The sequence below is a fragment of the Terribacillus halophilus genome, from assembly GCF_900162685.1.
GTDB lineage: Bacteria > Bacillota > Bacilli > Bacillales > Amphibacillaceae > Terribacillus > Terribacillus halophilus_A.
The window spans coordinates 112,870-138,059 of record NZ_LT727827.1; the positions used below are offsets into that span (position 1 = coordinate 112,870).

At 40.6% G+C, this 25,190-nt stretch carries 27 protein-coding genes; 8 read left to right on the top strand and 19 right to left on the bottom strand.

The genetic code is table 11. From position 1 onward, the window contains the following. The 3 genes from B1K52_RS01505 to B1K52_RS01515 form a co-directional block, all read right to left on the bottom strand. Nucleotides 1–318: a hypothetical protein gene (locus B1K52_RS01505; protein WP_077304566.1), complete on the bottom strand. Its 318-nt coding sequence runs from the start codon at nt 316–318 to the stop codon at nt 1–3. 32 nt (nt 319–350) lie between these two features. Beyond that, nucleotides 351–1,454, bottom strand: a complete 1,104-nt coding sequence (locus B1K52_RS01510; protein ID WP_077304569.1) for a hypothetical protein — start codon at nt 1,452–1,454, stop codon at nt 351–353. 126 nt (nt 1,455–1,580) lie between these two features. Next, a complete protein-coding gene (locus B1K52_RS01515; protein ID WP_077304572.1) occupies nt 1,581–2,051 on the bottom strand; it encodes a GNAT family N-acetyltransferase in 471 nt (156 codons plus the stop codon). Nucleotides 2,052–2,150: 99 nt separating this feature from the next. On the opposite strand from B1K52_RS01515, the gene B1K52_RS01520 reads away from it, so the two are divergent. Next, nucleotides 2,151–2,348, top strand: a complete 198-nt coding sequence (locus B1K52_RS01520; RefSeq protein ID WP_077304574.1) for a hypothetical protein — start codon at nt 2,151–2,153, stop codon at nt 2,346–2,348. Nucleotides 2,349–2,625: 277 nt separating this feature from the next. On the opposite strand, the gene B1K52_RS01525 is transcribed toward B1K52_RS01520, so the two are convergent. The 5 genes from B1K52_RS01525 to B1K52_RS01540 form a co-directional block, all read right to left on the bottom strand. After that, nucleotides 2,626–3,522 carry a 3-hydroxyacyl-CoA dehydrogenase gene (locus tag B1K52_RS01525; RefSeq protein WP_077304576.1) on the bottom strand — a complete coding sequence of 299 codons (897 nt, stop codon included), beginning with the start codon at nt 3,520–3,522 and terminating at the stop codon, nt 2,626–2,628. 116 nt (nt 3,523–3,638) lie between these two features. Next, on the bottom strand, nt 3,639–4,886 hold the full coding sequence (gene sstT, locus B1K52_RS01530) for a serine/threonine transporter SstT (protein ID WP_077304579.1): 1,248 nt from the start codon (nt 4,884–4,886) through the stop codon (nt 3,639–3,641). A gap of 160 nt (nt 4,887–5,046) precedes the next feature. Further along, nucleotides 5,047–5,469, bottom strand: a complete 423-nt coding sequence (locus tag B1K52_RS18145; protein ID WP_256855814.1) for a hypothetical protein — start codon at nt 5,467–5,469, stop codon at nt 5,047–5,049. Between the two features lie 116 nt (nt 5,470–5,585). Then, nucleotides 5,586–6,014, bottom strand: coding sequence for an HD domain-containing protein (locus tag B1K52_RS18150; RefSeq protein WP_256855815.1), 429 nt, complete (start codon nt 6,012–6,014; stop codon nt 5,586–5,588). Between the two features lie 31 nt (nt 6,015–6,045). Next, entirely contained in the window at nt 6,046–7,095 is a 1,050-nt protein-coding gene (locus B1K52_RS01540) for an SDR family oxidoreductase (protein WP_077304582.1), read from the bottom strand. A 242-nt stretch (nt 7,096–7,337) separates the two neighbouring features. Here B1K52_RS01540 and B1K52_RS01545 point away from each other — a divergent pair, with 242 nt between their 5' ends. Then, a complete protein-coding gene (locus tag B1K52_RS01545; RefSeq protein WP_077304585.1) occupies nt 7,338–7,640 on the top strand; it encodes a hypothetical protein in 303 nt (100 codons plus the stop codon). Between the two features lie 24 nt (nt 7,641–7,664). Next, the gene (locus tag B1K52_RS01550; protein ID WP_077304588.1) at nt 7,665–8,060 is read left to right on the top strand and encodes a DUF350 domain-containing protein; all 396 of its coding nucleotides are present in this window, start codon (nt 7,665–7,667) and stop codon (nt 8,058–8,060) included. Between the two features lie 26 nt (nt 8,061–8,086). Here the strand turns inward: B1K52_RS01550 and B1K52_RS01555 are convergent, their stop codons facing one another. Then, on the bottom strand, nt 8,087–8,545 hold the full coding sequence (locus tag B1K52_RS01555; RefSeq protein WP_077304591.1) for a hypothetical protein: 459 nt from the start codon (nt 8,543–8,545) through the stop codon (nt 8,087–8,089). Nucleotides 8,546–8,617: 72 nt separating this feature from the next. Here B1K52_RS01555 and B1K52_RS01560 point away from each other — a divergent pair, with 72 nt between their 5' ends. Together B1K52_RS01560 and B1K52_RS01565 are read left to right on the top strand one after the other, a co-directional pair. After that, nucleotides 8,618–9,865, top strand: coding sequence for a glutathionylspermidine synthase family protein (locus B1K52_RS01560; protein ID WP_256855816.1), 1,248 nt, complete (start codon nt 8,618–8,620; stop codon nt 9,863–9,865). A gap of 268 nt (nt 9,866–10,133) precedes the next feature. Next, on the top strand, nt 10,134–11,030 hold the full coding sequence (locus B1K52_RS01565) for a WD40/YVTN/BNR-like repeat-containing protein (RefSeq protein ID WP_077304594.1): 897 nt from the start codon (nt 10,134–10,136) through the stop codon (nt 11,028–11,030). Between the two features lie 92 nt (nt 11,031–11,122). Here the strand turns inward: B1K52_RS01565 and B1K52_RS18375 are convergent, their stop codons facing one another. Further along, nucleotides 11,123–11,977, bottom strand: a complete 855-nt coding sequence (locus B1K52_RS18375; protein ID WP_306278106.1) for a methyl-accepting chemotaxis protein — start codon at nt 11,975–11,977, stop codon at nt 11,123–11,125. A 446-nt stretch (nt 11,978–12,423) separates the two neighbouring features. Between B1K52_RS18375 and B1K52_RS01575 the strand changes: the two genes are divergently transcribed. Both B1K52_RS01575 and B1K52_RS01580 read left to right on the top strand, forming a co-directional pair. Beyond that, nucleotides 12,424–13,308, top strand: coding sequence for a glycine betaine ABC transporter substrate-binding protein (locus B1K52_RS01575; protein WP_256855817.1), 885 nt, complete (start codon nt 12,424–12,426; stop codon nt 13,306–13,308). Between the two features lie 236 nt (nt 13,309–13,544). Next, a complete protein-coding gene (locus B1K52_RS01580) occupies nt 13,545–14,924 on the top strand; it encodes an FAD-binding oxidoreductase (protein WP_077304600.1) in 1,380 nt (459 codons plus the stop codon). A 136-nt stretch (nt 14,925–15,060) separates the two neighbouring features. On the opposite strand, the gene rlmD is transcribed toward B1K52_RS01580, so the two are convergent. Together rlmD and B1K52_RS01590 are read right to left on the bottom strand one after the other, a co-directional pair. Beyond that, nucleotides 15,061–16,476: a 23S rRNA (uracil(1939)-C(5))-methyltransferase RlmD gene (gene rlmD, locus B1K52_RS01585; protein ID WP_077304603.1), complete on the bottom strand. Its 1,416-nt coding sequence runs from the start codon at nt 16,474–16,476 to the stop codon at nt 15,061–15,063. Between the two features lie 184 nt (nt 16,477–16,660). Continuing rightward, nucleotides 16,661–18,190: an AbgT family transporter gene (locus B1K52_RS01590; protein ID WP_077304606.1), complete on the bottom strand. Its 1,530-nt coding sequence runs from the start codon at nt 18,188–18,190 to the stop codon at nt 16,661–16,663. Between the two features lie 628 nt (nt 18,191–18,818). On the opposite strand from B1K52_RS01590, the gene B1K52_RS01595 reads away from it, so the two are divergent. Further along, the gene (locus B1K52_RS01595; protein ID WP_143588811.1) at nt 18,819–20,159 is read left to right on the top strand and encodes an MATE family efflux transporter; all 1,341 of its coding nucleotides are present in this window, start codon (nt 18,819–18,821) and stop codon (nt 20,157–20,159) included. Nucleotides 20,160–20,223: 64 nt separating this feature from the next. Here B1K52_RS01595 and B1K52_RS01600 read toward each other — a convergent pair whose 3' ends face one another. From B1K52_RS01600 to B1K52_RS01630, 7 genes are all read right to left on the bottom strand, one after another. Continuing rightward, a complete protein-coding gene (locus B1K52_RS01600) occupies nt 20,224–21,060 on the bottom strand; it encodes a DUF3500 domain-containing protein (RefSeq protein WP_077304609.1) in 837 nt (278 codons plus the stop codon). Next, nucleotides 21,027–21,422 (bottom strand): hypothetical protein, encoded by a 396-nt coding sequence (locus B1K52_RS01605; protein WP_077304612.1) that lies wholly within the window; start codon nt 21,420–21,422, stop codon nt 21,027–21,029. The genes B1K52_RS01600 and B1K52_RS01605 overlap by 34 nt, the downstream gene beginning before the upstream one ends. 162 nt (nt 21,423–21,584) lie before the next feature. Next, a complete protein-coding gene (locus B1K52_RS18435) occupies nt 21,585–21,872 on the bottom strand; it encodes a YczI family protein (protein WP_077304615.1) in 288 nt (95 codons plus the stop codon). Then, nucleotides 21,850–22,509 carry a hypothetical protein gene (locus tag B1K52_RS01615; RefSeq protein ID WP_077304618.1) on the bottom strand — a complete coding sequence of 220 codons (660 nt, stop codon included), beginning with the start codon at nt 22,507–22,509 and terminating at the stop codon, nt 21,850–21,852. Before B1K52_RS01615 ends, B1K52_RS18435 begins: the two co-directional genes overlap by 23 nt. A gap of 147 nt (nt 22,510–22,656) precedes the next feature. Beyond that, nucleotides 22,657–22,890: a hypothetical protein gene (locus B1K52_RS01620; protein WP_077304621.1), complete on the bottom strand. Its 234-nt coding sequence runs from the start codon at nt 22,888–22,890 to the stop codon at nt 22,657–22,659. A gap of 430 nt (nt 22,891–23,320) precedes the next feature. After that, on the bottom strand, nt 23,321–24,298 hold the full coding sequence (locus B1K52_RS01625) for a tRNA dihydrouridine synthase (RefSeq protein WP_077304624.1): 978 nt from the start codon (nt 24,296–24,298) through the stop codon (nt 23,321–23,323). Nucleotides 24,299–24,553: 255 nt separating this feature from the next. Beyond that, complete coding sequence (locus B1K52_RS01630; RefSeq protein ID WP_077304627.1) at nt 24,554–25,150, bottom strand: kinase; 597 nt, start codon at nt 25,148–25,150, stop codon at nt 24,554–24,556. Between the last annotated feature and the right edge of the window lie 40 nt (nt 25,151–25,190).

Here is a 25,190-nt window from a genome sequence, read left to right on the forward strand (position 1 = left end):
TCAATCAACATGCACAACTCTAGTAATAACAGGATTGTGATCTTCAAATCCATCCGAATCCGCTTCCCGCTTATAATCCCCATTCGGGCTTCTACGGTACCAGCCAATACCAGATTCGTACTTGACCGAAATGTACTTAGCACCTTTATAAACAGTGACTTCGGAGTCTATATTGTTTAGTTCTAAGGAGCTGCCCTCTTTTAAGTAATCTTTTTCTTGGGCAAACACATTATCCATCTCATCATCGTAGCTTCCATAAGCACATCCAGACAAAAACATTAGAAATAAAACAACAATAAGACAGCCTTGCTTGGCCATACTGTCTCCTCCATGCGGTAGATTTTGATATATCATTGCTTGTAAGGTATATATCGATAAGGTGTAATCACATCTTCCTTACCCGGTACATAAAGTGAAACGGTCGGACCCTTAACAGAGGTGCTGACTGGGAAGATTTCGCCTTTTTCTGTTACATACTGCAAATTCTCTGGGAAAGCCCATTCCCGAATACCCTTATACATGAGTGCATTTTGGTCCTGTCCCATTTCCTGGACAACCTCTCCTACTGGAATGTATTTCATCATATCCAGCACATGCTGCAAGTCATTTTCAGGGATGTATGGGAATTGATCATCTTCCCATTCCTGTTCATCAACTACAACAGAATTCCCACCGCTGTCACTGGTAATCAGATAATTATACCGGTGTACCTTCTCGTCATCATACCCGTTCACGTAAGCATAGAAACTTGTAATTGTTCCATCTTTATCAAATGTAATCTCGAGGTTATCTGTCATTAAATAAGGCTCCATCCCAACCTCTTTGTCTACCGCATCAATAATTCCTTGGAGACCGATCTCATAAATATTATCACTGCCTAAATCGACTTTATCTTCTGTCGCTAACCGCTCCAGTCCCCAGCTAAGCGCACCATGATAATCGGTAGCGTTGTAATAGACCTTATAGCCACCCATCACGGTAATGACAATAAATAAAGCCAACGAAAGCATCCACAGACTAGGAACACTTCTTTTGCGCTGGAAAGAAAGGTCCATCTTCTTTGAAATAGGAATGATACGATTCTTATTAAAATGAAGCAGCCACCAATTGCGATAACTGCGAATATACTTCAATTCCGTTAGCGAAAACTCCTCCCCAGCAATCGACAGTTGCCCCGTCGAAATATTCATTGCTTGGTCTGATTCATATAAAAATCGTTGTTTTATCTGTTTACGGTAAATCCAATAAACTCTTGTTAACAGAACAAGTAACATGAGACCGCATCCTGCCAACAACGGTATGTTCGTGCGAAGCTGCCCAATGTACGTAATCGTATCTGCTAATCGCCATGCAAACCAATAAAACAGCAACAGGAAAACAGTGTATACACTATCGAAAAATAGATTCTTGATCAGTAATATGCGGTATGTCTTTTTGTTTGATTTTTGTTCCAATTTGAAGTCTGACTCCTTATTAATGATTCAAAGCTATTAATAAATCATAGCATGTTAATGGAATCATATGGAAGAGTTTGAGCTATATGAAATGATACTATTTCAGTATTGTACCGCAGCTTTTGATCATAATGAACTCGTATGAAACCTTTGAATATATTTATTACTTTCGAATCTTTCTCCCATTTCTCCTTTAGTAATATCCAAAATCAATCCTCTCCAAAATGCTTGAGCTGGACGATTTTTCTCTATTTGAGAAATATTCCAGTATCCATCAAAGGTTTCGAATAGCCTTCTTGCTGCTGTCTTCCCATAACCCTTTCCTTGGTAACCCGCCAGAATGAAAAATTCACGGACTGTATTTTCTTGCTGATTGCTTTCGATAAGAGCAAAGCCGATAAGTTCCGTATCTAAATAAATAAAAAACGCATGATGTATCTCACTATTCCAGTATGATCTCAGGTCAAATGGCTTAAAGGTACCGTCTTCCTCTAATTTAATATCGGAAATATAGCTGCTGAATTCATAGATGTAGAATTGCATAAGGTGATGAAGGAATTTCTCTTCGCTTGGTTTTATCTTTCTAATTTTAATCATACATTGCCTCCTCGCCGGAATAACATTTTACAAAATTAGCAGCTGTTTCCTGTTAATATATATATCATATCAGGAAAAACACATAACGAAGGAGATAGCATGAATAAATTAAGACTTAGTATCTTTGGCATTGTTTTCGTAACCATGGTAATTGTCATAGCCATCTATGCATATGAGAGAGCCACTGATGATACTTATGCAGGGATGTCTATCATTCCAGAAGAACATGAAGATATTCCGCTTTTTGAAGGATTAGAACCGACAAGAAGTGACTATGAAATCGATGGAGATAGATGAGGAGAAATTTATACATATTATAATGATCAACTCGCTCTCAATGGATGGAAAGTTCTATTTGAAGACACTTCCTTAAATAATAACGATTCTGAAGACGAATGGGGCGGCTTTTATTCCCGTTGGCGGAAAGAAGGATTTGAGGGTGAATTGTGGCTGTCTGCCGGTTACGATAAGGAGAACAAGCAGACGAGCGTCCTCTTTGATCATATTCAAAATGAATAAAGCAATCTAAAAACGCTCAGTAAGTGCTGAGCGTTTTTGTTAGAGTAAATTCTACTTACTTCAAGAAATCTTCTCTTTCAAAACTTGGATTTGGATAGTTATAGAAACCTTCGCCAGTCGCCGCACCAAGCTTTCCTTTATCGATATACTCCGCTTTTAAGACATCAGCTATCTTTTTATAGGTAGGATCTCCGGTCGCTACCGCTTTTGCATGAGAAATGTTATAAGCTGTATTAATTCCTACAACATCTAATATGGCAAATGGTCCTTTTGGTGAGCCTGTCGCAACCATCCATGTCTTATCAATTGTTTCTACATCAGATACTTCATTGACGAGCAGCTTTTGAGCAGCATCAAGCAGCGGTACAAGCAAGGAGTTTAGGATATACCCAGGCTGTTCCTTCTGTAGAGGCAGTGCGACCATTCCGATTGACTTGGCAAACTCGACAATTTCATCGAATATGTTCTCGTCTGTGCCTGGGTGTTTCATTATTTCAGCAGTATTATTAAGCCAAATTTCATTAGCAAAATGCAGCGCTAAAAACTTCTCCGGACGTCCCGTTGCTTCGGCAAACTGACTAGGAAGCAACGTAGAAGAGTTCGTCACAAAGATTGTCTTAGCAGGAGCCACACTGCCCAGCTTTTGATAAAAGTCTGTTTTAATATCAATGACTTCCGGAATTGCTTCAATGACAAGATCGGCATTGGAAGCTGCCTCCACTAGATCACTGCTGTAAGAAATTCGCTGAAATGCAGTCTGTACTTCTTCCTCAGAAGCATGCAGGTCCTCTATATAATTCGCTTGCAGTTTTTGCAGTCTTTCCTTCGCTTTTCCAGTTGCCTCTTCATTGATGTCATAAACGATGACACTGTACCCTTTGTATGCTGATTGAAAGGCGATTTGACTTCCCAATACGCCGCCTCCAGCAACTGTTACATGTTGAAAATTCATTCTCCCATCCCTTTCTATTACAGATATATTTCCTCAATTTTTATTTTCTCTCTTTTTTATATAATTAAACAGGAACATAAAAAGACTGCATCCATTTTAGATGCAGTCTTTGCTTTTTATGCCGTTTTATTTGAAGGCTTCGCTATCTTTTTTCCCGCTTTTCGTCTCTCTCTGTATTCAGCTGTTGCTGTAAATAGGACATCAGTGGAAGAGTTAAGAGCCGTTTCAGTAGAATCTTGCACAACACCGATTATGAAGCCGACGCCAACTACTTGCATCGCAACTTCTGCTGGGATACCGAACAAGCTGCTTGCTAATGGAATCAACAGCAATGACCCGCCGGCTACACCAGATGCACCACATGCACTGACAGCTGCTAATACACTTAGAAGAATTGCAGTAACAAAATTCACTTCCATGTTGAGCGTATGAACAGCAGCTAACGTTAGTACCGTAATAGTGATGGCAGCACCGGCCATATTAATCGTTGCACCTAATGGAATAGATACAGAATAGCTATCTTTATTCAATCCTAGTTTTTCACTTAGCTTCATATTCACGGGAATATTAGCTGCCGAGCTGCGTGTAAAGAAGGCTGTAACACCGCTTTCCTTTATGCAAGTAAAAACAAGCGGATATGGATTTTGTTTGATAGAAAGGAAAACAATCAGCGGATTGACAACCAGCGCTACGAATACCATGCTTCCGAGCAGTACAGCTAGCACTTGACCATAGCTCGCTAGCGATGACAAGCCGTTCTCTGAAATAGACTGATATACGAGCCCCATAATACCTAATGGTGCAAATTTAATGACCCAAGTGATGACTTTTGAGATGGCGTCTGATATATTCGAAATCATTGTTTTCGTCGTATCTGGCGCACTTCGAAGTGCAATACCAAAGAGCACCGCCCAAGCCAGGATACCGATGAAGTTGGAATTTACAAGCGCACTCACTGGGTTATCTACAATATTAAGTAACAGCGTTTGCATGACTTCGCCTAAACCACCAGGAGCTGCCGCTACATCTTCCGGACGATCTGCAAGTGATAAAGTGACTGGGAAAAGGAAGCTTGCCACTACTGCCACAAGCGCTGCAGCAAACGTAGCGAGAAGATACAGTCCAATAACAGACTTCATATTCGTCTGCTGTCCTTTTTTATGCTGAGATATAGCTGACACGACCAAGAAAAAGACAAGCAACGGCGCAATTGCTTTTAATGCACCGACAAACAGCGTCCCAAATATCGTAATAGATGTTCCTGCATTGGGAATCGTCAGCGCAAAAATGATACCAATAATAAGACCAATAATAATTTGCTGCACCAAACTTATCCGATTCCACTGCTTTAACATGTTTCTCATCGAATCCCCCCACTCTAATGTCCACACGAGCTGCTAAAAGAGAGAACTTCAATATATGTCCTCTCTAAAAAGACAACTGTCTTTATAATAAGAACAATTATAGAGCTATTTAGAATGGATTACAAGATTTTTCGATGTTTTTTTATATCTTTGCAAATTTTTATGGATTGATCCTTACATAATAAGTGAATTCAAGATTAGCTAAACCATCTATAATACGTTTTGCTTCTACACTCACTTCTGATAAAGGACGACCATTACATAGAGGCACTTTTGCATAAATTTTTCTAACATTAATCTGGTGCCCTTCCCCCACTTGATCGAAAATGCATATATTATCCGGCTTGTATAGCAACGTTTCAATTATGCGTTGAGCTTCTAAGGAAGAAGAAGATGTTAACATTGCTACCACATCTGCATCCGTAAGCACTACAAAACTTTCTCTGTCAGCATGCTGGGGCTGCTCGTTCCAATGCAATTTTATCGCTTCTGCTAACAAACAGTCGGCAGCTACTAAGAAGGGAGACAAAAAGAGCTCGTGATCTTTCTTTATCAACTGCAGCAAGTACAAACCAATATCCATATCTGTCTCAATTCCTTGCTCGGTACACACTAGGTTCGACAAGATTTGCATAGGAGAAACTTCCAGATTGTAATACATATACGTATCTCGAAAAAAGCTATCCAAATGATCGATACCTAGGATATCGTCTGTTCAGTTAAAACAGACGGTTTACGCAGAAGTTCAACAACAGCAGAGGACTCTATGGAAGCTTTAGCCAAGATTGAAGTAATTTCTTCCCCTAAAATCCTTTTTTCTGTGAGTTGATGGTGATTAAAATTCAACGCACTTTCCACTGCATGTGAGAACGGCAGATGCCCGATATCGTGAAGAATAGCCGCTGCTCTCAACAACTTGTCATCGGGGAAGAAGTAAGATGCCAGCTTCCAAACACCAATTGTATGTTCATACCTACTGTGCACAACTGATGTTACAAGTGCCCCAGCTCCAAAGTGAGCCAAATGCTTTAAACGTCTGACAGGCTTGCTTTGAAAAAGTTCTACTTCCCATGGGAGTGGCTGACAGAATGCGTATAGCGGTTCTTGCAACATTGTATGGAAGTTCATTGTTACCCCCTCATTTTATAAATATTTCCATTTAATCATCTCCTTTTCTCGTCATTTTCGTCAAGACCCATGCGCCAACACTTGCTAGAATAATTCTTGTTATGACTGGATGTTTGGCAGCTTTGACGAAGATACTGCTTTTCCGCTTCCACCCAAGGTTTGTTCCACGTTCATGTAAACCATAACCAGCATGATACAAATTGCTGTCTTCCAGCGGGTTTGCGTGCCTATGTTTATCATATTGTGTTGGAGGAAATACAGCTTCCCATAACTTATCTGTAAAACGCGGAAAATTTGAACCTAGGAACTGCAGCATCTTCGCTTGCGATCCGACGTAAACATCTCGTTTTGGGTTGGCTGCTGCATACAAAATGGCCTCCGCTACTGCTTCTGGAGGGTAAATCATTCCCTTATGTACAGGCATATATTCCTCGTAGCTGCGGGCATGTTCGTTATAAGGTGTGTCCACTTTGGCAGGGTGAATTAACGTAATGGAAACAGGCACACCTTCCCGTTCACACTCCATACGCAGACTGTCTGTCCAGCCATGAACAGCAAACTTTGAAGATGCATACGCAGATTGGACAAGCGTTCCCCGATCACCAAAGATACTGCCTACGTTAATTAATGCTCCCCTATCCCCTCGCTCGAGATAGTAACGAACCGCTGTTCTCGATCCATAAACAACGCCCCAATAATTCGTCGCAAACAATCGCTTCATATCCTGGTCACTAACGTCCATTGCACGACCGTAAATACCTACACCAGCATTATTTACCCATGTATCAAAACGCCCGAATTCCTTCATGGCTGTTTCGGCTATTCTTATAACATCTTCTTCCAGACCAACATCTGCTTTCACATAAATAGCTTCATGACCCGCCTGCTGCAGCTCGTCTGTCAGTTCATGCAGTGCTTCTTCGTTCCTCGCTGCTAAGACGACTTTGGCACCTTTTGCCGCTGCCATACGAGCGGTAACCAATCCAATGCCGCTGGATGCGCCGGTTATGACGATTACTTGATCTTTTAAGTTCTTCAAGTTAGTCATTTTCTCTTTTTGTATCGCAACTTGTTCATTCATACTCCACACTCCTAGTTATTCTTATACGTTAGTATGAAGTCCAGTCATTAATACATGTATCCATCCAAAAATGAATTTGATACTTATTAAAAAAGCGAAACCAATTTCTTCCGATATCGTATAAATGTTACTGAGAACGTGGTGAATAAAATTCTCTGCTTATTGTATAGGCGATGGACGGATGTACATATATATCTTAGCTGTCGCTCTCTGCACAACTTAATGAAAAGGATGAGTCGCTCTTGAGTAAATCAACGAAATGGGTTACGGGTATCTCTGCAGTTGCGCTTATCGCAAGTATGACAGGATGTGCCAACTCAACAAAAGCCAGTTCTGCTCCTAAGGACACAGACTGCGAAGAATGGGAGCAGGAAGGAGATGCATGGGAATGCGAGGATTCAAGCTCTTCTCATTACAATCATTTCTTCTATAATGGTACCTTCTATAAGAATAGCAGCAACTTGAAAAATGCCATTAAGAAGAACACGTCCAGCACCAAAGTAAGCAAAGGCTTTGGCAGCGGATCCAAATCATTTGGCGGATAATATTGTATAAAGGGGAAAATAATCATGGATTTATTCTTAAACTTCTTATCATACCTTGGAGCAGCAATTGTACTTTTGGCAATCGGTACAGCTCTTTTCGAAATCTCAACAAAAGCAAAGGAATTTAAGCTTATTACAAACGGAAATCAAACGGCCGCTTTAGTACTCGGTGGAAAAGTAGTTGGGCTGGCTTTCGTATTAGGTTCATCTATCGCCCATTCTATCAGCATGATAGATATGATTGTCTGGGGAGCAGTCGGGATTGTCAGCCAGATTGTTCTCTATTATATTGCGGAGCTAGCCACCATTCGGTTCAGTATCCATAAAGCAGTAGAAGCAGACAATAAAGCAATCGGTATTCTTTTATTCCTTCTTTCCATTTCAGTAGGCTGGATCATTGCGCAATGCCTTACTTATTAAAAAATCCCCAACCAGGGGATTTTTTACTACTCGACGTAGATGACATAACAAGATCGGTCTTCATCAATTTCAGTTGATGTGACACTCATTTTGCCAAATGCCGGTACCTCAATTGCATCTTTTGTGAGATAACGCAGCACATCCCAATGATTGTCTACTTTTATTGTATTCAAATACGTATTAGCTGCGTTGCCATGGCTTCCAGGGTACAGCACTTTTCGGAACTCTACTGGTATACCGAAAGCAGGGTCATAATTCTGTTCATCCGTTTCTTTCGGATTTTCACCAAGATCTTTCAAGGTAAGTTCTTCTTCCTTTTGGGTCATTTCATTTGCTAACAATTCGTATTGACGACCTTGCAGGATGTGGTAGGTACATAGTTGTCGCGCCAGCATTTCGTCCTTTTCAATTGCGGGTGTTTTATACTCTAAGAAAGGTTCGTATGTGTTTAATCCTCTATCAATATAATAGGTCAGCTTATTCATTTCCTGCCTCCTGTAAATTCCATTATCTAGTATAATAATTTAAACAAAACATGACCGGAAAGGTGATTTGAAGTGGATCAATTTAAACAAAAAAGAGAAAGCTTTTACAGAACTATACCTAATTTTTGGGCCAATATGTATGGCGAAGAATACAGCCTTTATGATATACGAACAATTAGCGAAAAAGATACACACAGAAAAAGACTTTTTGCCTACCGCTGTGGAAAGATTCTATTTAAGACTGCCGATTTACTAGCAAAGAAAGAAATTGATGATGCGTCTTTACTCCGTCTCGGATTCCCCAAAGAAACACTGCGCTTGATTCGCTTGCAAACCATGAAAAACAAAACTATTATCGGTCGATTTGATTCTGTAGAAGTTCATGGTGTTGAGAAGCTACTAGAATTCAATAGCGATACACCTACATTTATTAAGGAATTATTCCATATTAATGGAGCCGTATGTGACGAATTTAGATACAGCAATCCAAATCAAAGCGAAGAGAAAAGACTGCGGGCAGTATTAAGAGATGCCATTATTGGTGAAGCACGTAAAATTAATACGGATGAAGTGAACGTCGTGTTTACCTCCCACAGTGATAATATAGAAGATCGAAACACCGTCCTTTACTTGCAGGAACTTGCTGAGCTTCCTTCACGATACACCCCTTTGGAGAAACTGCGAATCCGTAAAGGGGAAGGCTTATACGACGATCTGGACAACAAAATTGATGTATTATACCGCCAGACATTTCCAATTGAAAATCTAATTGAGGATGAAGATCCAGATAGCGGGGAGAAAATTGGCATCTTAATGCTAGACCTCGTAGAAAGAAATAAATTAAGAATCATCAACCCGCCAAGCGCATTCCTCCTCCAAAACAAAGCTCTAATGGCGACTGTCTGGGCACTGCACGAAGAAAACAATCCTTTCTTTACAGCAGAAGAACACCAGTGGATTGAAAGCTACTTCCTCCCCACCTACTTGGATCCTGCACCTTTCTTGAAATCAGGTTCCAGCTTTGTAAAGAAACCGGCTTTCGGCAGAGAAGGCGACACAGTGGAGATATACAACAGCAAGGGGAAAAAGCTAAAAGAAGATAAACAGAAAAGCTATACAAACTACCTCTCGGTTTATCAACAGTACGTAGATTTACCGAAAGTCAAAATTCAGACAGTAAAAGGCGAGCAAGAACTCCATCTTATGACTGGTACCTTCCTGTTAAACGGGAAACCGAGTGCTATTGGGTTTCGAGTTGGGAAGCAAATTACAGATAACTTATCTTATTTTTTGCCATGCGGTTATCAACAAGAAGAATAGACCATGACATTACGGGTCTATCCACTTCTTTTAAGTTCCAATATAAAGGTGCTCAGCAGATTTTTATCAAAGGATTTACATGCAGACTACTAAAATATAAAAGACGAATCTCTGTCTAAATTATAAATATTCAAGTTATAAGTATCGAGCCTCTTCTAAGGAGCTCAATACTTATTTTCTTAAGATTCTCAAAAGTTAGATTACCATTATAAGGTTGTGCTCTCTCCCCCAGTCACCATAAAATAGAACGATAGAAAGGGAGTATAAAATGCGTTATGTTATTGGTTTTTGTCTCTGTTTACTTCTAATCACAGGGTGTCAAAAAGAAGAGGAAGCTGCAAAGCCCGAGGAAAAACCTGAACCTTCCGGACCCGCTGTAGCATATAAGATTGATCAGTCAGGCTTACAAGTGACCGCAAACAGCGGGCAGGACTGGAGGAAAGTACCTGCGGAAGTTGACGAGCTTTTTGGAGGAGAACATCAAGGATCAGAAACAGAGTTAATTGATCAAAGTTATGTTCTAACCGAAGACAACTTTGCTTTTATCATTGGAGGGTTTGAGGAAACATCAGTCTTATCCTCTACGGACCAGGGAAAGACATGGGATACGGCAGTACTGCCAGATGCAATTGAAGGTATACGATACCGAAAGATTGGATTTACCAGCGAGAAGAATGGTTTCGTCATTTTGTCTGGCGGCAGGACCATGTCTGCTGAAGGAAATCAAATCTACCAAACAACCGATGGCGGCGAGACGTGGAAACTGATGGGAAGTGCACCAACCACACGGATCGTCCAAAGCGGAACATTCGTTTCCAAAGATTTAGGCTTTATGAGCTTTGCTTTGACCGGACAAACAGAATATTACCGCACATCGGACGGCGGTGTGAATTGGCAGCCATTCGACGTTGCCTTACCTGGCATATACAGTGAGGTCTTTACCACAATGGAATCAACAGAACAGGATGGAGACCAGATTACCATGACTATGGGACAAGGCTCTAATGGAGATTATTATGGCGGAAACGTAAAAGCCGAGCTAGTTTCCAACGATAATGGAGCCACCTTTGAAATGACTGGATTGATTGACCCCGACGATGTCATGACAGAGGAAGAAGAGAAAAATTGGCGAGAAATTGATGATTGGGATTCGTATTTCCAATAAACACAAAAGGCTTTGCTCTTCTAGTAAGAGTCAAAGCCTTTTGTATCTTGGTAAGGAATGTATGATTGCTGCTTCTTGCGAGCTCGTTGAAATTAAGTTATATCTGACAATCTCTCTGCTGTAGCTGCTATTCGCTCATAAGCACCTTTAAGCTCTCCAATAGATCCGTAATTTTTATCAATGCTGCTCATCACTTGATTTACCATCTCGGACATTACTGCTACTGATTTCGTAATCTGATTTAACTGGGCTGAAATGTCCTCAACAGAATGTTTGCTCGTATCTGCCATTTTACGCACTTCACTTGCCACCACGGAAAAACCTCGTCCATGCTCCCCCGCTCTTGCTGCTTCAATGCTGGCATTCAGTCCTAATAAATTGGATTGATCTGCTATTCCTTTTACTGTGGAAGCCATGTTCTTAATTTTATCGATATTTTCTTTTACAACCCGAAATTCTCCGATTAATTTGTCCATATCCGTAACAGCCAGCTGAGAAGATTGATGCACTTCGCTTGTACTGCTATTCATCTCTTCCACTAAAGTCATAAACTCTTTAGAGCTTTGCTTTAAAATAGTTTCCTGCTTCGTTATATCTGTAGCTATTTTTATAATACTGTCTACTTCACCATTTTCATTAACTACTGGTGTATAAAATGCATCCAGCCATAAACTGCTTCCATCTTTTTTAACTCTTTGCACCTTATCGTTATACATCTTATTATTACGCAGATTGTTCCAAAACCCTGTGTAATCTTGACTCTGCGTATACGTTTGTAAACATAACTGTCGGTGATTCATATTTTGCAGCTCGTTTACCCCGTACCCAATCACTCCAGCGAAAATATCATTTGCCCACAAGATATTTCCTTGTGAATCAAATAGAATCATTGCTATTGAACGTTCAATAGCTGTAAACAATTTCTCTTGTTCTAGATTATATTGCACTACCGTTCCCCCATCATCTTTATCTCTCTTTTTAACTCGCGGTCAGTTCTACTTCGTTTTCAAGATTAGATTCTCGTTTTAGTTGTATTCTGTATCGCATGGTATTTTCTTAGCATTAGTAATATCGGTAATTCTTTTACATTCATAAAGCAAATAAAAGATTTAGTTAAATTTTGGTTAACTTTTCACAAATTACTTGCTAGTAAGTATATGTTTGTGACCCGGATGTGCAGATACAGCCAAAAGTTCTATTTTTGTAATTATTCTATTCAAATGAGCGCTTAAACCAGACCATCTCTGCGTAATCATGTGGGTAAGCCTTCTTAATACCTCTAACGCTTCTTCACAGCTTTAAATACAATAGCAAGCCCTATTATCCGAATTTACTGTAATTTTAGTGTGCGTTATGATTAATGTTGTGTTTACAAGCCAAAGGGGGAATCATTTTGATTAGAGTATTTGGAATTATCTTCACTTTATCTGTAGTTCTTTTGCTAACAGGTTGCGCATCCCAAAGTAACAGCAGCTCTGGAAGTAATTTGGGGGAAGATCTTGATTACACAATTACAGGACTGGAGCCCGGATCAGGAGCAATGGGGCTTACCGAAGATGTGATAGAGGGTTATGATAATTTGAACGACTGGGAATTATTAGAAGGGTCAACTGCCAGCATGCTAACCGAGCTGGGCGAAGCAATTGATAATGAAGAACCGATTGTAATCGTTGGCTGGAATCCGCACTGGATGTTTGCATCGTATGACCTAAAATATTTAGATGATTCAGAAGGCATATATGGCGGTGAAGAGAGCATACATACAATTGCTAGAAAAGGTTTAGAAGATGATTTACCAGGAGCTTATGAAATTCTCGACCGGTTTAACTGGGAATCAGAAGATATGGAGTCAGTGATGGATGATGCACAAGATGTGGAATTTGAGGAAGCTGCAAGCAAATGGATTGAAGCAAATTCAGATAAAGTAAATGAATGGATTGATGGAATTGAGAAAGTGCAAGGGGAAGAGATTGAACTAGTTTCTACACCTTGGGATTCAGAACGAGCTTCAGGTGAAGTCGTGAAACAAGTATTAGAACAACAAGGATTTGAAGTAACAGTAACACCTGTTGATCCGGCCATTATGTTCCAAGCTATTGGGCAAGGAGAAGCGGATGCTTCAGTTGCACCATGGCTGCCAACCACCCATGGCTCGTTCTTTGAACAATACGAGGGTGACTTTATTGATTTAGGTGCAAACCTCACAGGTGCTCAAACTGGCATGGTTGTACCATCTTATGTAGACATTGATTCGATAGAAGATTTGCCAACAAAATAACTGGCACCATTAAACTAGACAGATCACGTATGCAGTGCTCTGTCTCGTTTCTATTTATATCTCCCCGGATAACAGGACAACTACTAGCAGACCTAAAGTCCTTTATATAAAGTTTAATTGCTATTTCTCCAAAGTAATTACTTCATCCTTGCACCCTCTACACCTTTACCCATGCACTTTTATCACTTCTACATACAATATTCTGTTACCAGTTTGCTTAAGCATTACATTTTATTATGGAGGTGTTAGTCATCGCATCAGAAACGAAATTAACCGGTCGTGTTATTTTCAGAGGTGAACCTGGTTATGAAGAAGCACGCCTAAATTGGAATCCGTACACGAACACATATCCCCTCGTTATTGTGTTCGCACAGGAGCATGATGATGTGGTTCATGCAATAAAATGGGCCCGAGAAAATAATGTTCCTCTTCGTGCTCGGGGCGGGCGTCACGCATTGGAAAGAAGTATGTCTGTTGTGAAAGACGGTATTGTTATCGACGTCAGTGAAATGACTCGAGTTCGACTCAATAGCAAGAAGGAAATAGCGCTTATCGAAACCGGCATCGATGTTGGGCCGCTTGTCAGTTCATTAGCTGCAAGAGGCTTTATGTCTCCCTTTGGAGATAGTCCTACCGTTGGAATCGCTGGTCTCACACTAGGGGGAGGAATTGGGCCGCTTCAACGCACAATTGGTCTTGCTAGTGATAATTTGATTGGGGTAAAAATGGTTGATGCTGAAGGAAGAACCATTATAGCAGATGAGAATAATAATGCTGACCTTCTGTGGGCTTCGCGCGGCGGAGGCGGAGGAAATTTCGGCATCGCTACAGAATACAAATTCAAGGTGCACCGTGCCCCTGAAAGAGCGACTGTATTCGACATTAATTGGCCGTGGGAGCAATTCGAAGATGTAGTGAAGGTCTGGCAAAAATGGTCTCCTTCTGCTGACGACAGATTAGGCACTAGTTTAGAGGTTTACACGAAAGACAATGGGCTGCTTCAAGCAACAGGACTGTTTCTCGGTTCAAAGGAAGAGTTAACTCATGAGTTAAAACCACTATTAAAAACAGGTACGCCATCAGAAGTTAACATTCAAACGTTACCTTGGCCAGCTGTCGTTGAAAATCGACTGCAGCCTGACCAAATACCAACAGATGCTGCAAACAAATTTTCTTCATCCTATGGTTTCCAGCCATTCCCTGATGAAGCAATCAAAGCGATGCGATATTTCCTCGAAAACGCAACCGGCACCGACTCTAATTTCTTCTTCCTAAACTGGGGTGGCGCTGTAAGCAGAGTTGCTCCTGAAGCAACCGCATTCTTCTGGCGCGATCCGAAGTATTATTTTGAGTGGAGTGCAACCTGGAAAAATCCTTCTGACGCGCAAAGAAACATTGCTGTAGTAGAAAGAACGCGCCAGATGTTAGCGCCATTCTCTAAAGGATCTTATGTCAACGTTCCGGATTTTAACATTAGAAACTTTGGTAGTGCTTATTATGGAGCAAACTTTGACAGACTCCGGCAAGTAAAAACAAAATATGATCCAAATAATGTATTCAATTACCCGCAAAGTATTCCTCCATTAAACGGAAGATCTGGTTTTAGATTGTTCTAAGATGGAAGATAATTTGTATGTAAAGAAGGGAGAAACCAAGAAGGTCTCTCCCTTCTTTACCATTACACATAGAAAAAGACCCGAAATCGGAGATGTTATTCTCACGAAATCAAGGTCCTCAGACGAAATGCTTATTTTAGTTAGATTCTATCTTCTCCAGCATCGCAACACACTCTACGTGCACTGTATGCGGGAACAAATCAACCGGTTGAACTTGATCGAGACGGTAACCGAATTGCTCAAGCTCTTTAATATCTTCAGCAAATGTTTCTGGATTACAAGAAACGTAAATGACTTTCTTCGGTTCAGAACGTCCGATTTTACGCATCACTTTGCCGCCTGCACCTGCGCGCGGCGGGTCGAGCAGCAGCAAGTCTGGTGTGCCAAAGTGTTCGAGAACTTGGTCGATACCGTGTCTTGCATTTTCAGCAAGGAAGTACGTGTTGGAAATGCCGTTATCAGATGCATTTCGCTTCGCAGATTCAATCGAACTTTCTACTATCTCAATACCAGCAAGTTTTTTCACTCGACTGGCAAATGGCAGGGAGAAGGTTCCAACGCCGCAGAATAGCTCCAGCATATTTTCCGTGCCTTGAGGATTGGCCATTTCAAGCGCTAAATCAATTAGCTTTTGTGCTTGTACCGGGTTCGTTTGGAAGAAGGTATCAAACCATAAACGATAACGGTAGCCGCTAATTTCATCATAAATGAAGTCGCGTCCAGACAAGAGATGCATGTCCTCTGCCTGTGTACGATCTGCCAAGTCTGTATTGACGAACCACATGAAGCTCTTCACTTTCGGGTAGTTCTGTTCAATACGTTCTTTCAGCTGCTCAACAGCTTCTGCCAACTCAGCATCAGGTGCTTGTGTGGCGAACAGACCTAACATGATTTCATCTGTTACGAATGATTGTCTTACCATTAAATGACGAAGCAATCCTTCATGTGTATCTTTGTTATAACCGCTAAGCGCATACTCTTTTACCCAAGCAGAAATCTCCATAGCAGCATTCTTCATATCTTCTCCGGCAATCAAACATGTTTCAAGCGGGATAATATTGCGGAAGTTGCCTTGCTCATGAAGCCCCATGGAACCATCCGCTGCGAATGTGAACTCCATTTTATTACGGTAATTCCACGGATCTTCCTCCATGCCAATTGTGTCCTTCACAAGCTCTGGATCAAAACCTTGACTGATGAGTGAATTCTTCACAAAATCTGTCTTTTGTTTTAGCTGGCCTTCATACTGCCAATGCTGCCACACACAGCCACCGCATAAGTCAAAATGCGGACATGGTGCCGTAACACGCTCTGGATGCGCCTCAACTATTTCCTCTAAATCGGCTTTCGATCTTTTCGCATGCGGCCAAGTTACAGTGGCGCGCACCTTTTCACCTGGCAGTGTTTTTGGGATGGTTACTTTTATGTTATGAGTCTTGACCAGTTCGTGTTCATACCGAACAACTGCTTGGCCAGCCCCTTTATGATCTAACTGATTAATGTCGAGTTCCATTAACTCTGGATCTAATTCAATGCGTTTTGCTTTTGGCATTATTCTTCCTCCTTCCTTCATGGAATCTTTAATCTATTATCTAAATAAAAGGTAATTTATAAAAAGGATTCCTATACTTTTTTATCATGTTTTGCGGTTTGATGCTAGCTAAAATTGCAAAAGTCTCGTTTCATAAGAAAAAGACTCGATCCCTAAAAGAATCGAGTCCACCTTGTCACGCAGTTCACTGCGTGTACTCAATAGGAGTTCCAGGACCGATTGGCAGCCCCGTGAGCATCCAGATTAACAGCATTACGACCCAGCCGATTGTAAAGACAATGGAGTAAGGAAGCATGGTTGAAACCAATGTTCCGATCCCAACCTTTTTGTCATATTTCTGCGCGAATGCGATAACAATAGCAAAATACGGCATGAGGGGAGAAATAACATTTGTAGTGGAATCAGCTATTCGGTACACAAGCTGTGTGAACTCCGGTGAATAGCCGGACAGCATCATCATTGGTATAAAAACTGGGGCCATGATTGCCCACTTAGCAGAGGCACTTCCTATAAATAGATTGATGAAGCCAGATACAACGATGAAAGTGAGAATTAGCGGGATTCCTTTAAACCCTGTCGCGTCAATAAGTGCTGCGCCTTTTACAGCAAGCACAGTGCCTAAATTGGATTCGCTAAAGTAAGCGACGAATTGGGCTGCCGCAAAGGCCAGCACGATATACGCACCCATCGTAGCCATTGTTTCCGACAATTGATTGGCAACGTCTTTATCATTCTTAATTTCTTTGGTGATAAGTCCATACACCAATCCAGGAATAAAGAATACAATCAGTATTACGGGCACAAGTGTACCTAAGAAAGGCGTATCGATAAAGTTGTCTTCTCCTGCCCGTAACGGTCCCCAAGATGGCACAACCAATAATGCAACACCGGCAACCGTTACGAGGAATGCAAGAAGTGCTCCCCACAGCCCTTTCTTTTCTTCTGGTCGCAAGTATGTTACATCTTCCTTCACACTTCCTCTGTACGTTCCAAGACGTGGTTCTACAATCTTATCCGTAACCAGCGTCCCTAGGATTGTTAGCAGGATGACCGAGCCGAACATAAAGTAATAATTCATCGCATAGTTGATGCCTTCCGCATAAACGGGATCAATAATGGCAGCAGCATCTTTTGTTAAACCGCCAAGCAGCGGATCAAGTGACGTGAGTAAAAGGTTCGCACTGAATCCACCTGATACTCCGGCAAAAGCGGCAGCAAGGCCTGCTAATGGATGGCGTCCCAAACCAGCAAACAACACTGCACCCAACGGCGTTAGCACCACGTAGCCGGCATCTGCTGCCATACTGGACATAACACCGCCAAATACTAAAGCTGCTGTCATCAATGTACGAGGAACAGAAGTAACGAGCCCTCTTAAGGCTGCACTAATCAATCCAGAACGTTCAGCAATTCCAATACCAAGCATCGTCACCAAGACAGTTCCGAGCGGCGCAAAATTAGTAAAGTTGGTAACAGCACTCTCAAAAAGATAAAGAATACCTTCTGAGCTAAGCAGGTTTTTTACTGCAATTGTCTCTCCTTTGTTAATCGGGTCTTCCACACTAAGTCCGATAGCAGAAAAAACTGCTGATAAAATAACCACAGCTATAGCAAAAATGAAAAAAAGCGTAACAGGATGAGGAAGCTTGTTACCGACTCGTTCGATACCATTCAGAGCGCGCATAATGAAACTTGTGTTTTGAGACTTCTCCATGCTCTTTACCTCCTACGAGTATAAATTCAAATTATTGCGCGAAATCATACTCTATATATAGACAAGAGCTCTAATCATTAGAATAGGTAAAAAATCCGGATCTTTAAGCTAAAACAATCCAAAATAAGACCTAACATTGGTAAAGTGTCTTCACCAATACTAGGTCTTACTAAGGAATACCTAATGAATACCTGTTAGATTACTGTCTGAACAGATTAATTTCTTCCGCCCCGAGAGTTTGATCTTGCTTTCCCTCTTCTTTGTTCGTCTGGGCGCTTACCTTCACCATTTTTCTTTTCCCGAGGTGCATAAGAATCTTTTACCATGAAATGACCCTCCTCTTATCGTAATCGTACAGAGTTAGGATTTCCGGAAGAAAATCTGTTATGCAGATCAAGATAGGATTAAAAACGCTTCTTTAGAGTAGGAAGGAATTATAAGATTCGTCATCACGAAGAAAGTTGTGGCAAATAATACACTCAAAATAACTGCACAAATCTGAAGTTCTCTAATTTGTGCGGTCTTCTGCTCTGTGTTATAACCATATTTAGTGTGTGAACAGAAACTCATCTCACAATCATCTACCTTTATTAATTGTATCTATACATAGACAGGAGTGTTCCTTCCCTTGGCGCAGCAGGATTTTACAAGAGGTCCAATTTTGAAGCAGCTGATTACGTTTGCCGGCCCAATTATGCTTACGAACTTATTGCAAGTTTCTTATCAATTCATTGACAGTCTTTGGGTTGGAAATCTTTTAGGCGCAAATGCACTTGGCGCGGTAACCATCTCTTCCACCATTGTATTAACGATTCTTGCCTTTATTATCGGGATCAACAACACCACACTGACGATCCTTTCTCAGCAAAGAGGAAGCGGTGACAAACAAGGTCTTAAAGCTTATTTAAATGCCTTTGTTATTGTGTTAGGTTTGTTATCCATATTCGTAGGCATCATTGGATTGTTATTCTCCCGGCAAATGCTAGGTCTGCTTAATACACCAGCAGACATGGTAGAGCAAGCCCAAACGTATTTGCAGGTGAACTTTCTAGGCATTTTGTTTTTAATGGGTTACAACTTTATCGGTACCGTTTTAAGAGCTTTAGGTGATAGTAAAACGCCGTTAAAATTTGTTTTTGCGGCTGTTCTTTTGAATGTTGTGTTAGATCCGCTCTTTATTGCTGTATTTGACTGGGGTATTCAAGGCGCTGCGTATGCGACCGTCTTATCGCAAGGTGTTGCCTTTTTATTAGGTCTAGGTTACACCCTGCGTCATCGGCTCGCTCCTTTTACCATCCCTTTCTTACCGACAAATAAGCAGGTATGGCTGATCCTGAAGCTTGGTATTCCATCCGGACTGCAAATGATGGTTATTTATGCTGGCGTAACAGCGATAATGAGTGTCGTCAATTCTTTCGGCGGAGCCGTTACAGCAGGCTTCGGAGCATCGCAGCGAATAGACAGCTTGATCACGCTGCCCGCTATGGCATTAGGAACAGCGGTGAACAGTATGGCCGGACAAAATATTGGGATTGGCCGCTGGGACCGTGTCAAGGAGATTGCTAAATATGGCGCCCTCTACAATCTAGGAATCATGTTCGTCATAGCAGTTCTTGTTTTTCTTTTAGCAGAACCGCTAACCGGTCTGTTTATTGAAGAGAATCAGGCTTACGCATTTGGTACGGATTACTTAAAAATCATCGCCTTCTTCTATCCATTTATTGGCCTTAATTTTATCTTAAATGGTATCGTCCGGAGCTCAGGAGCGATGTACCAAGTCTTAATCTTGAACATCATTTCCTTTTGGCTGCTTCGATACCCACTCACCTATGTTTGTTCGGCTCTTATCGGGCAGAATGGTATTGCCTTAGGAATGGGAATCAGTTTTATTCTGAGCAGTATTTTTTCTTTCTCCTATTATAAATGGGGCAAATGGAACAAGAAGCAGTTATTCAGTGAAAGAAATTAACTCAGCAAAAAAGAAAAGGCATTGCATCTGTTTAGCAGCTGCAATACCTTTTCTTTTTTAACTGTTATTCTGTAAACGACCCGCCATAATCGGCTAGTTTGTCACGCCATACTGTATGGAAGTGTGCTTCCGCATCTTCTCCGCTGTTGTAGCCTACACCTTGCTGTGAAGCGAATTCCAGCCAAAGACGAGGCCCGTCAATTCTTACATAAGAACCTACATCATCATAATCAGTAGATCCAGCCCAGCCAATATATGTTTCGGCAAGTGCTTCATCAGATAAGTATACATCTAGCAATTCTTGTGCAGTATCCTCATCAGCATCTTCTACCCAAGCTTTAATAGCTGTTTGCACAAGCTCCTGCTGCTCCTCACTCAAGTCTGTATACAAAATTCCTTCACTTTCTTCAGGAAACTCACCGTCACTGTCTGCTCCTACTACTACATCTCGGAATGTTTCATCGATTTTCGCCTCGGCAAGCTGATTTTCATCTAGTGAATTGATAATAGAGTACAACCCATCTTTACGTGTTTCAATTGGAGAGTACGTTGTGCCATCCAATTCAAACGTCTGCGGTTCTGTACCAGTGAATTGCGGAGTCGCGCTGACTTCTTCCCCATTAAATACAAGGTTCTCTGCCAAATGGTGTCCGCTAATCTGCAGCATCCACGTATCCGTATCGGAGGGTTCACCTAATATAGCGATATAGTACATGCCAGAACCCCATTCAGTCCGGCCCGTATCCGTTGTCAAGAACTCATCTGCTCGTACAATATTAAGCATCGTCTCATAACCCTGTTCACTTAATGATACCTTAGCAAGTGCTAATGCAGCTTCCACGCTTTCCTCAGATAAATCACCTAATGCTACTCCATTACGGTTTGTGGAGTTAGCAGGCAAGTTCGTCCAATGCTGTGCATTTTCTTGGTAAACTCATATGTAACTGTTTCTTTTTGATCATCTGTTAACGTATCTAAGAAAGCTTCAGCTAGTTCAGCCTCTGTACCATCTTCAGCTTCCGTATCAGCAGATGCTTCTACTAAATCAATAATGGAGTCTTTGGGCTCAGACTGCATTGCCGCTCCATCGGGCGCTTCTCCTCCTGGTCCGCCTTGTCCATTCCCCATCTCAGGAGCTCCAGTTTCAGTTGCTGTTGCTGTATCTGATTTCGTATCTGTTGTTGTATCCGAGTTTGCACATCCCGTTAAAAGCAGAAAGCTTGAAGCCATCGCGTAGATTCCATTCTTCATCCAAGTATTCATATTTGTACCTCCGTTATTAAATTGCTGTGTTGTTTACATGTCTTACTTTATCAGCAGATTGTGTAAACGGAATGGCACAAATATAGAAAAAGATAGCGAGTACGCCTAAGTTTTTCCATAGAATTTTAAGTTGACTGAAGTGGATAGCCACTTATTTTTCCACTACACTAAAATAGTACTTACAGTAGCAAATAGGATGAATATAGAAGTTAGAAACAACATGATAGCTATAGGTTTTCTCCTGTTCATATATTCAGAACCACCCCACAAAAGAAACATCATTCCTAAAAAGAAGAACATATAGACATGGTTATTGGAATTATTTGTGGTTAACCCATATATTGAAAAACATAGTACTATTATTGCACACGCGATTTGCATCACTTTTAACAAACCCCACACCTCATCTCGGTAGAACCATTCTAACTTACAGCTTTCGCAATTTTTCATCCGACTTCATAATAATATGCACGCCAGAAACACTAGCCCAATCAACGTGATTTTCCCTATCAGAAACATCAATCTTTTTCCTTAGCTTTACTGTTTTGGTTTCATTTCCTGGTAAACTTATTTCAAAAGGCTTTTTATTATTCATTAGCGAAACCACCGGGAGTTCGTCATCAAACAAGTGTTTCTCGTAAAATGTAACAGTGAATTGAACAACTTCCTCACTTTTATTTTCAAATACAAGTTCACATCCACCATCCATTGTAGATTCCCCAACCATCTCAAATTCGCAAGTGCTACGCTCTCCATCATAAGAAACGGCGTAAATGCCTGTTGCAAATGTCTCTTGATATGAATTTACAACCATAGCAGGTACATAAATTGTAACCAATATCCACAGGAATACAGCACGTTTATGATATTTTTCTAACGACCTGGTCAAGAAAAATAAGCTTACAATAAACAATACAAGTGAAGTAATTCCAACATATTGCAGACCATTCATAGGTTGGGGAGGGACATGCAATTTCGTCATAATGGTCTCTCCAAAAGGTACTGCATTTGGAAATTGAACCGTTATTGCTGAAGATACAATAAGAAGAATAAGAGCAATCCAGAAGTATTTTATATTTTTAATCAATTCAACACCTCTTTTACAGCCAAGTTAATATAGCAGTGTAAAGAACGAATAGGCACAAAACATAATATGATTACCACATTTTTGGTTTATAGTCATGGTACTCGTCACAAATATCCTTAGACACAGCAAGAGAATCATCGTATTATCCTATAGCTTACGCGTCTTATCACCAGACTTAATAATAATATTTATCTCTGAAGCACCTCCGCCTTGTATATGCTTCTTCATATTCGAGACATTAATGTTAGTCTGTATCTTTACCACCTTACTTTCCTTTCCTTGCAAACGCACATTATAAGGCGCATCGTTATTCATGAGTGAAACAACCGGTGTATCATCATCAAATAAATGCTCCTCATAAAAATCTAAAGTAAATTGCACTTCTTCCTCGCTACGATTCTCAAAGGGCAGCTCACATTCTCCGTATAAAGTTGAATCATCAACCAGTGTAAAATTACAATTACTTCTAAACTTATCATACGTTACCGCATAAGTTCCCGTAGCTAACGTCTTTCTGCAATCACATCATAACCACAACAACAATAGCTAAAGGTAATATTGTATAGTCAAAACATTCTTATAATTATACAGGAAAAATACTAAGGTTTGGTGATTCTCATCTATTGCCTTTAAGCCCCTTACCGTTCCCACGTGTTTCTAGGACAGAAGGCTGAATGAAAAAAGACCTGAAATCGATAGTATTCATTTATCGATTTCAGGTCTAATTAAATGTTGTTGATCAATCATAGCTTTCTTTACAAATTAGCAAAGCGGAATTAGCCCACTTTACCAATGAGTTAATATCTTAATCTTACTCCACCACAGTAAGATATTTCTCCTCAAACTCATCCAACAATTCTCTTGCTTCATTGGTTGATTTTGTATTCATTAATTCATTTCTTAATGCACTTGCCCCTTTGAAGCCTTTCACGTATATCTTAAAGAAACGCGGAAGTGGCTTGAATGGGCGTTTTACTTCTTGTGAATATTTATCGTGAAGATCCAGATGCAGCCTTAAGAGATCGAGCAATTCCTTGCTGCTATGTTCTTTCGGCTCTTTCTCAAAGGCGAATGGATTTGTAAAAATTCCGCGCCCAATCATAATCCCGTCAACACCGTATTTTTCAACGAGTTCCAATCCAGTTTTACGATCAGGAATGTCGCCATTGATTGTTAAAAGTGTGTCCGGTGCTACTTCGTCACGAAGTTTCTTAATTTCGGGAATTAATTCCCAGTGTGCGTCGACTTTACTCATTTCTGCTCTTGTACGCAAATGAATAGAAAGATTAGCAATGTCTTGCTTCAGCACATGAGTCAGCCAATCACGCCACTCTTCGATTTCCGTGTAACCAAGTCTTGTCTTCACACTTACAGGCAGCCCGCCTGCTTTAGCTGCTTGAATTAACTCAGCCGCAACTTCGGGACGACAAATTAGGCCGCTGCCTTTTCCATTCCCAGCTACATTCGGGACAGGGCAGCCCATATTGAGATCAACGCCCTTAAAGCCTTGCTGCGCCATCCCAATACTCATCTCACGAAAATTCTCAGGGCGATCTCCCCATATATGTGCAACCATTGGTTGTTCATCTTCTGTAAAAGTCAAACGACCACGAACGCTATCCTTCCCGTCAGGATGACAATAGCTTTCCGAGTTCGTAAATTCTGTAAAGAACACATCAGGTCTAGCTGCTTCACTCACTACATGACGAAAAACAACATCCGTCACATCCTCCATGGGAGCCAACACAAAAAATGGACGCGGTAAATCACGCCAAAAATTATCTTTCATATATAAAATCCTCTCATTATAGTTACCAGGCAAACCTTTATCTAAATCTAATAAAGCTAAATAGACTATACTTCTTTTACTTTTATAGCATGTTGGAGTACTTTTTATCAAACGACAGTAAATTTAGAAAATTCAACACATGTTTAGGTTTGGTCAAAGTAATCTATTATAACGAAGGCATTGTATGCGCATAAAAAAGCCTTAGAAATCAGTAGTTGTCATTTTACTGATGTCCTAAGCTTAAGACAAGGTATTTTAAGAGTCGATAACTATATCAGCTGAAATAACAGGACAGATCTTGTTAGAGTAGTATTCCTCCGCTTTCCAATACCTTGATTTAAATTTTTCTATTTTCCCTTGAGTTTCTAATGACTCTCGTTCAAAGCGTTCTTCACGAGGACAATCTAAATAGACCATTAAATCAAACAAGCTCCTCCATTGCTCTCGCTGAAGAAATACGCCTTCAATAATAACAATACATTCTTGCGGGATTAACTTTGTTCTTATTTCCATTTCATCAAGGTCATTCTGATAATAAGGTAACGTGATTTTATTTTCTGTTCTCAATCTCGCAAATAAATTCTCTCGTAAATAGTCCACGTCCCATTGCAAATTATAGTATTCATACCATTCATCAAAACCAGTACCATATCTTAGTTTACGTTTTACTATATAATCATCTATATGAAAGGTTATGACCTTGTAGTCAATCTCGTTTAACAGCTCTGATAAACTCTTAGCGAGTGTGCTTTTACCAGATCTGCTTAAACCGTCTAGACCAAGTATAAAACGTCCATTAGTATATCTAGCCTTAACCAGCTCTAACAACCTTATACGATTACTAAAATTCATATATCCTCCTTGATTGTGTAGCATACACAATAGCTAGCAA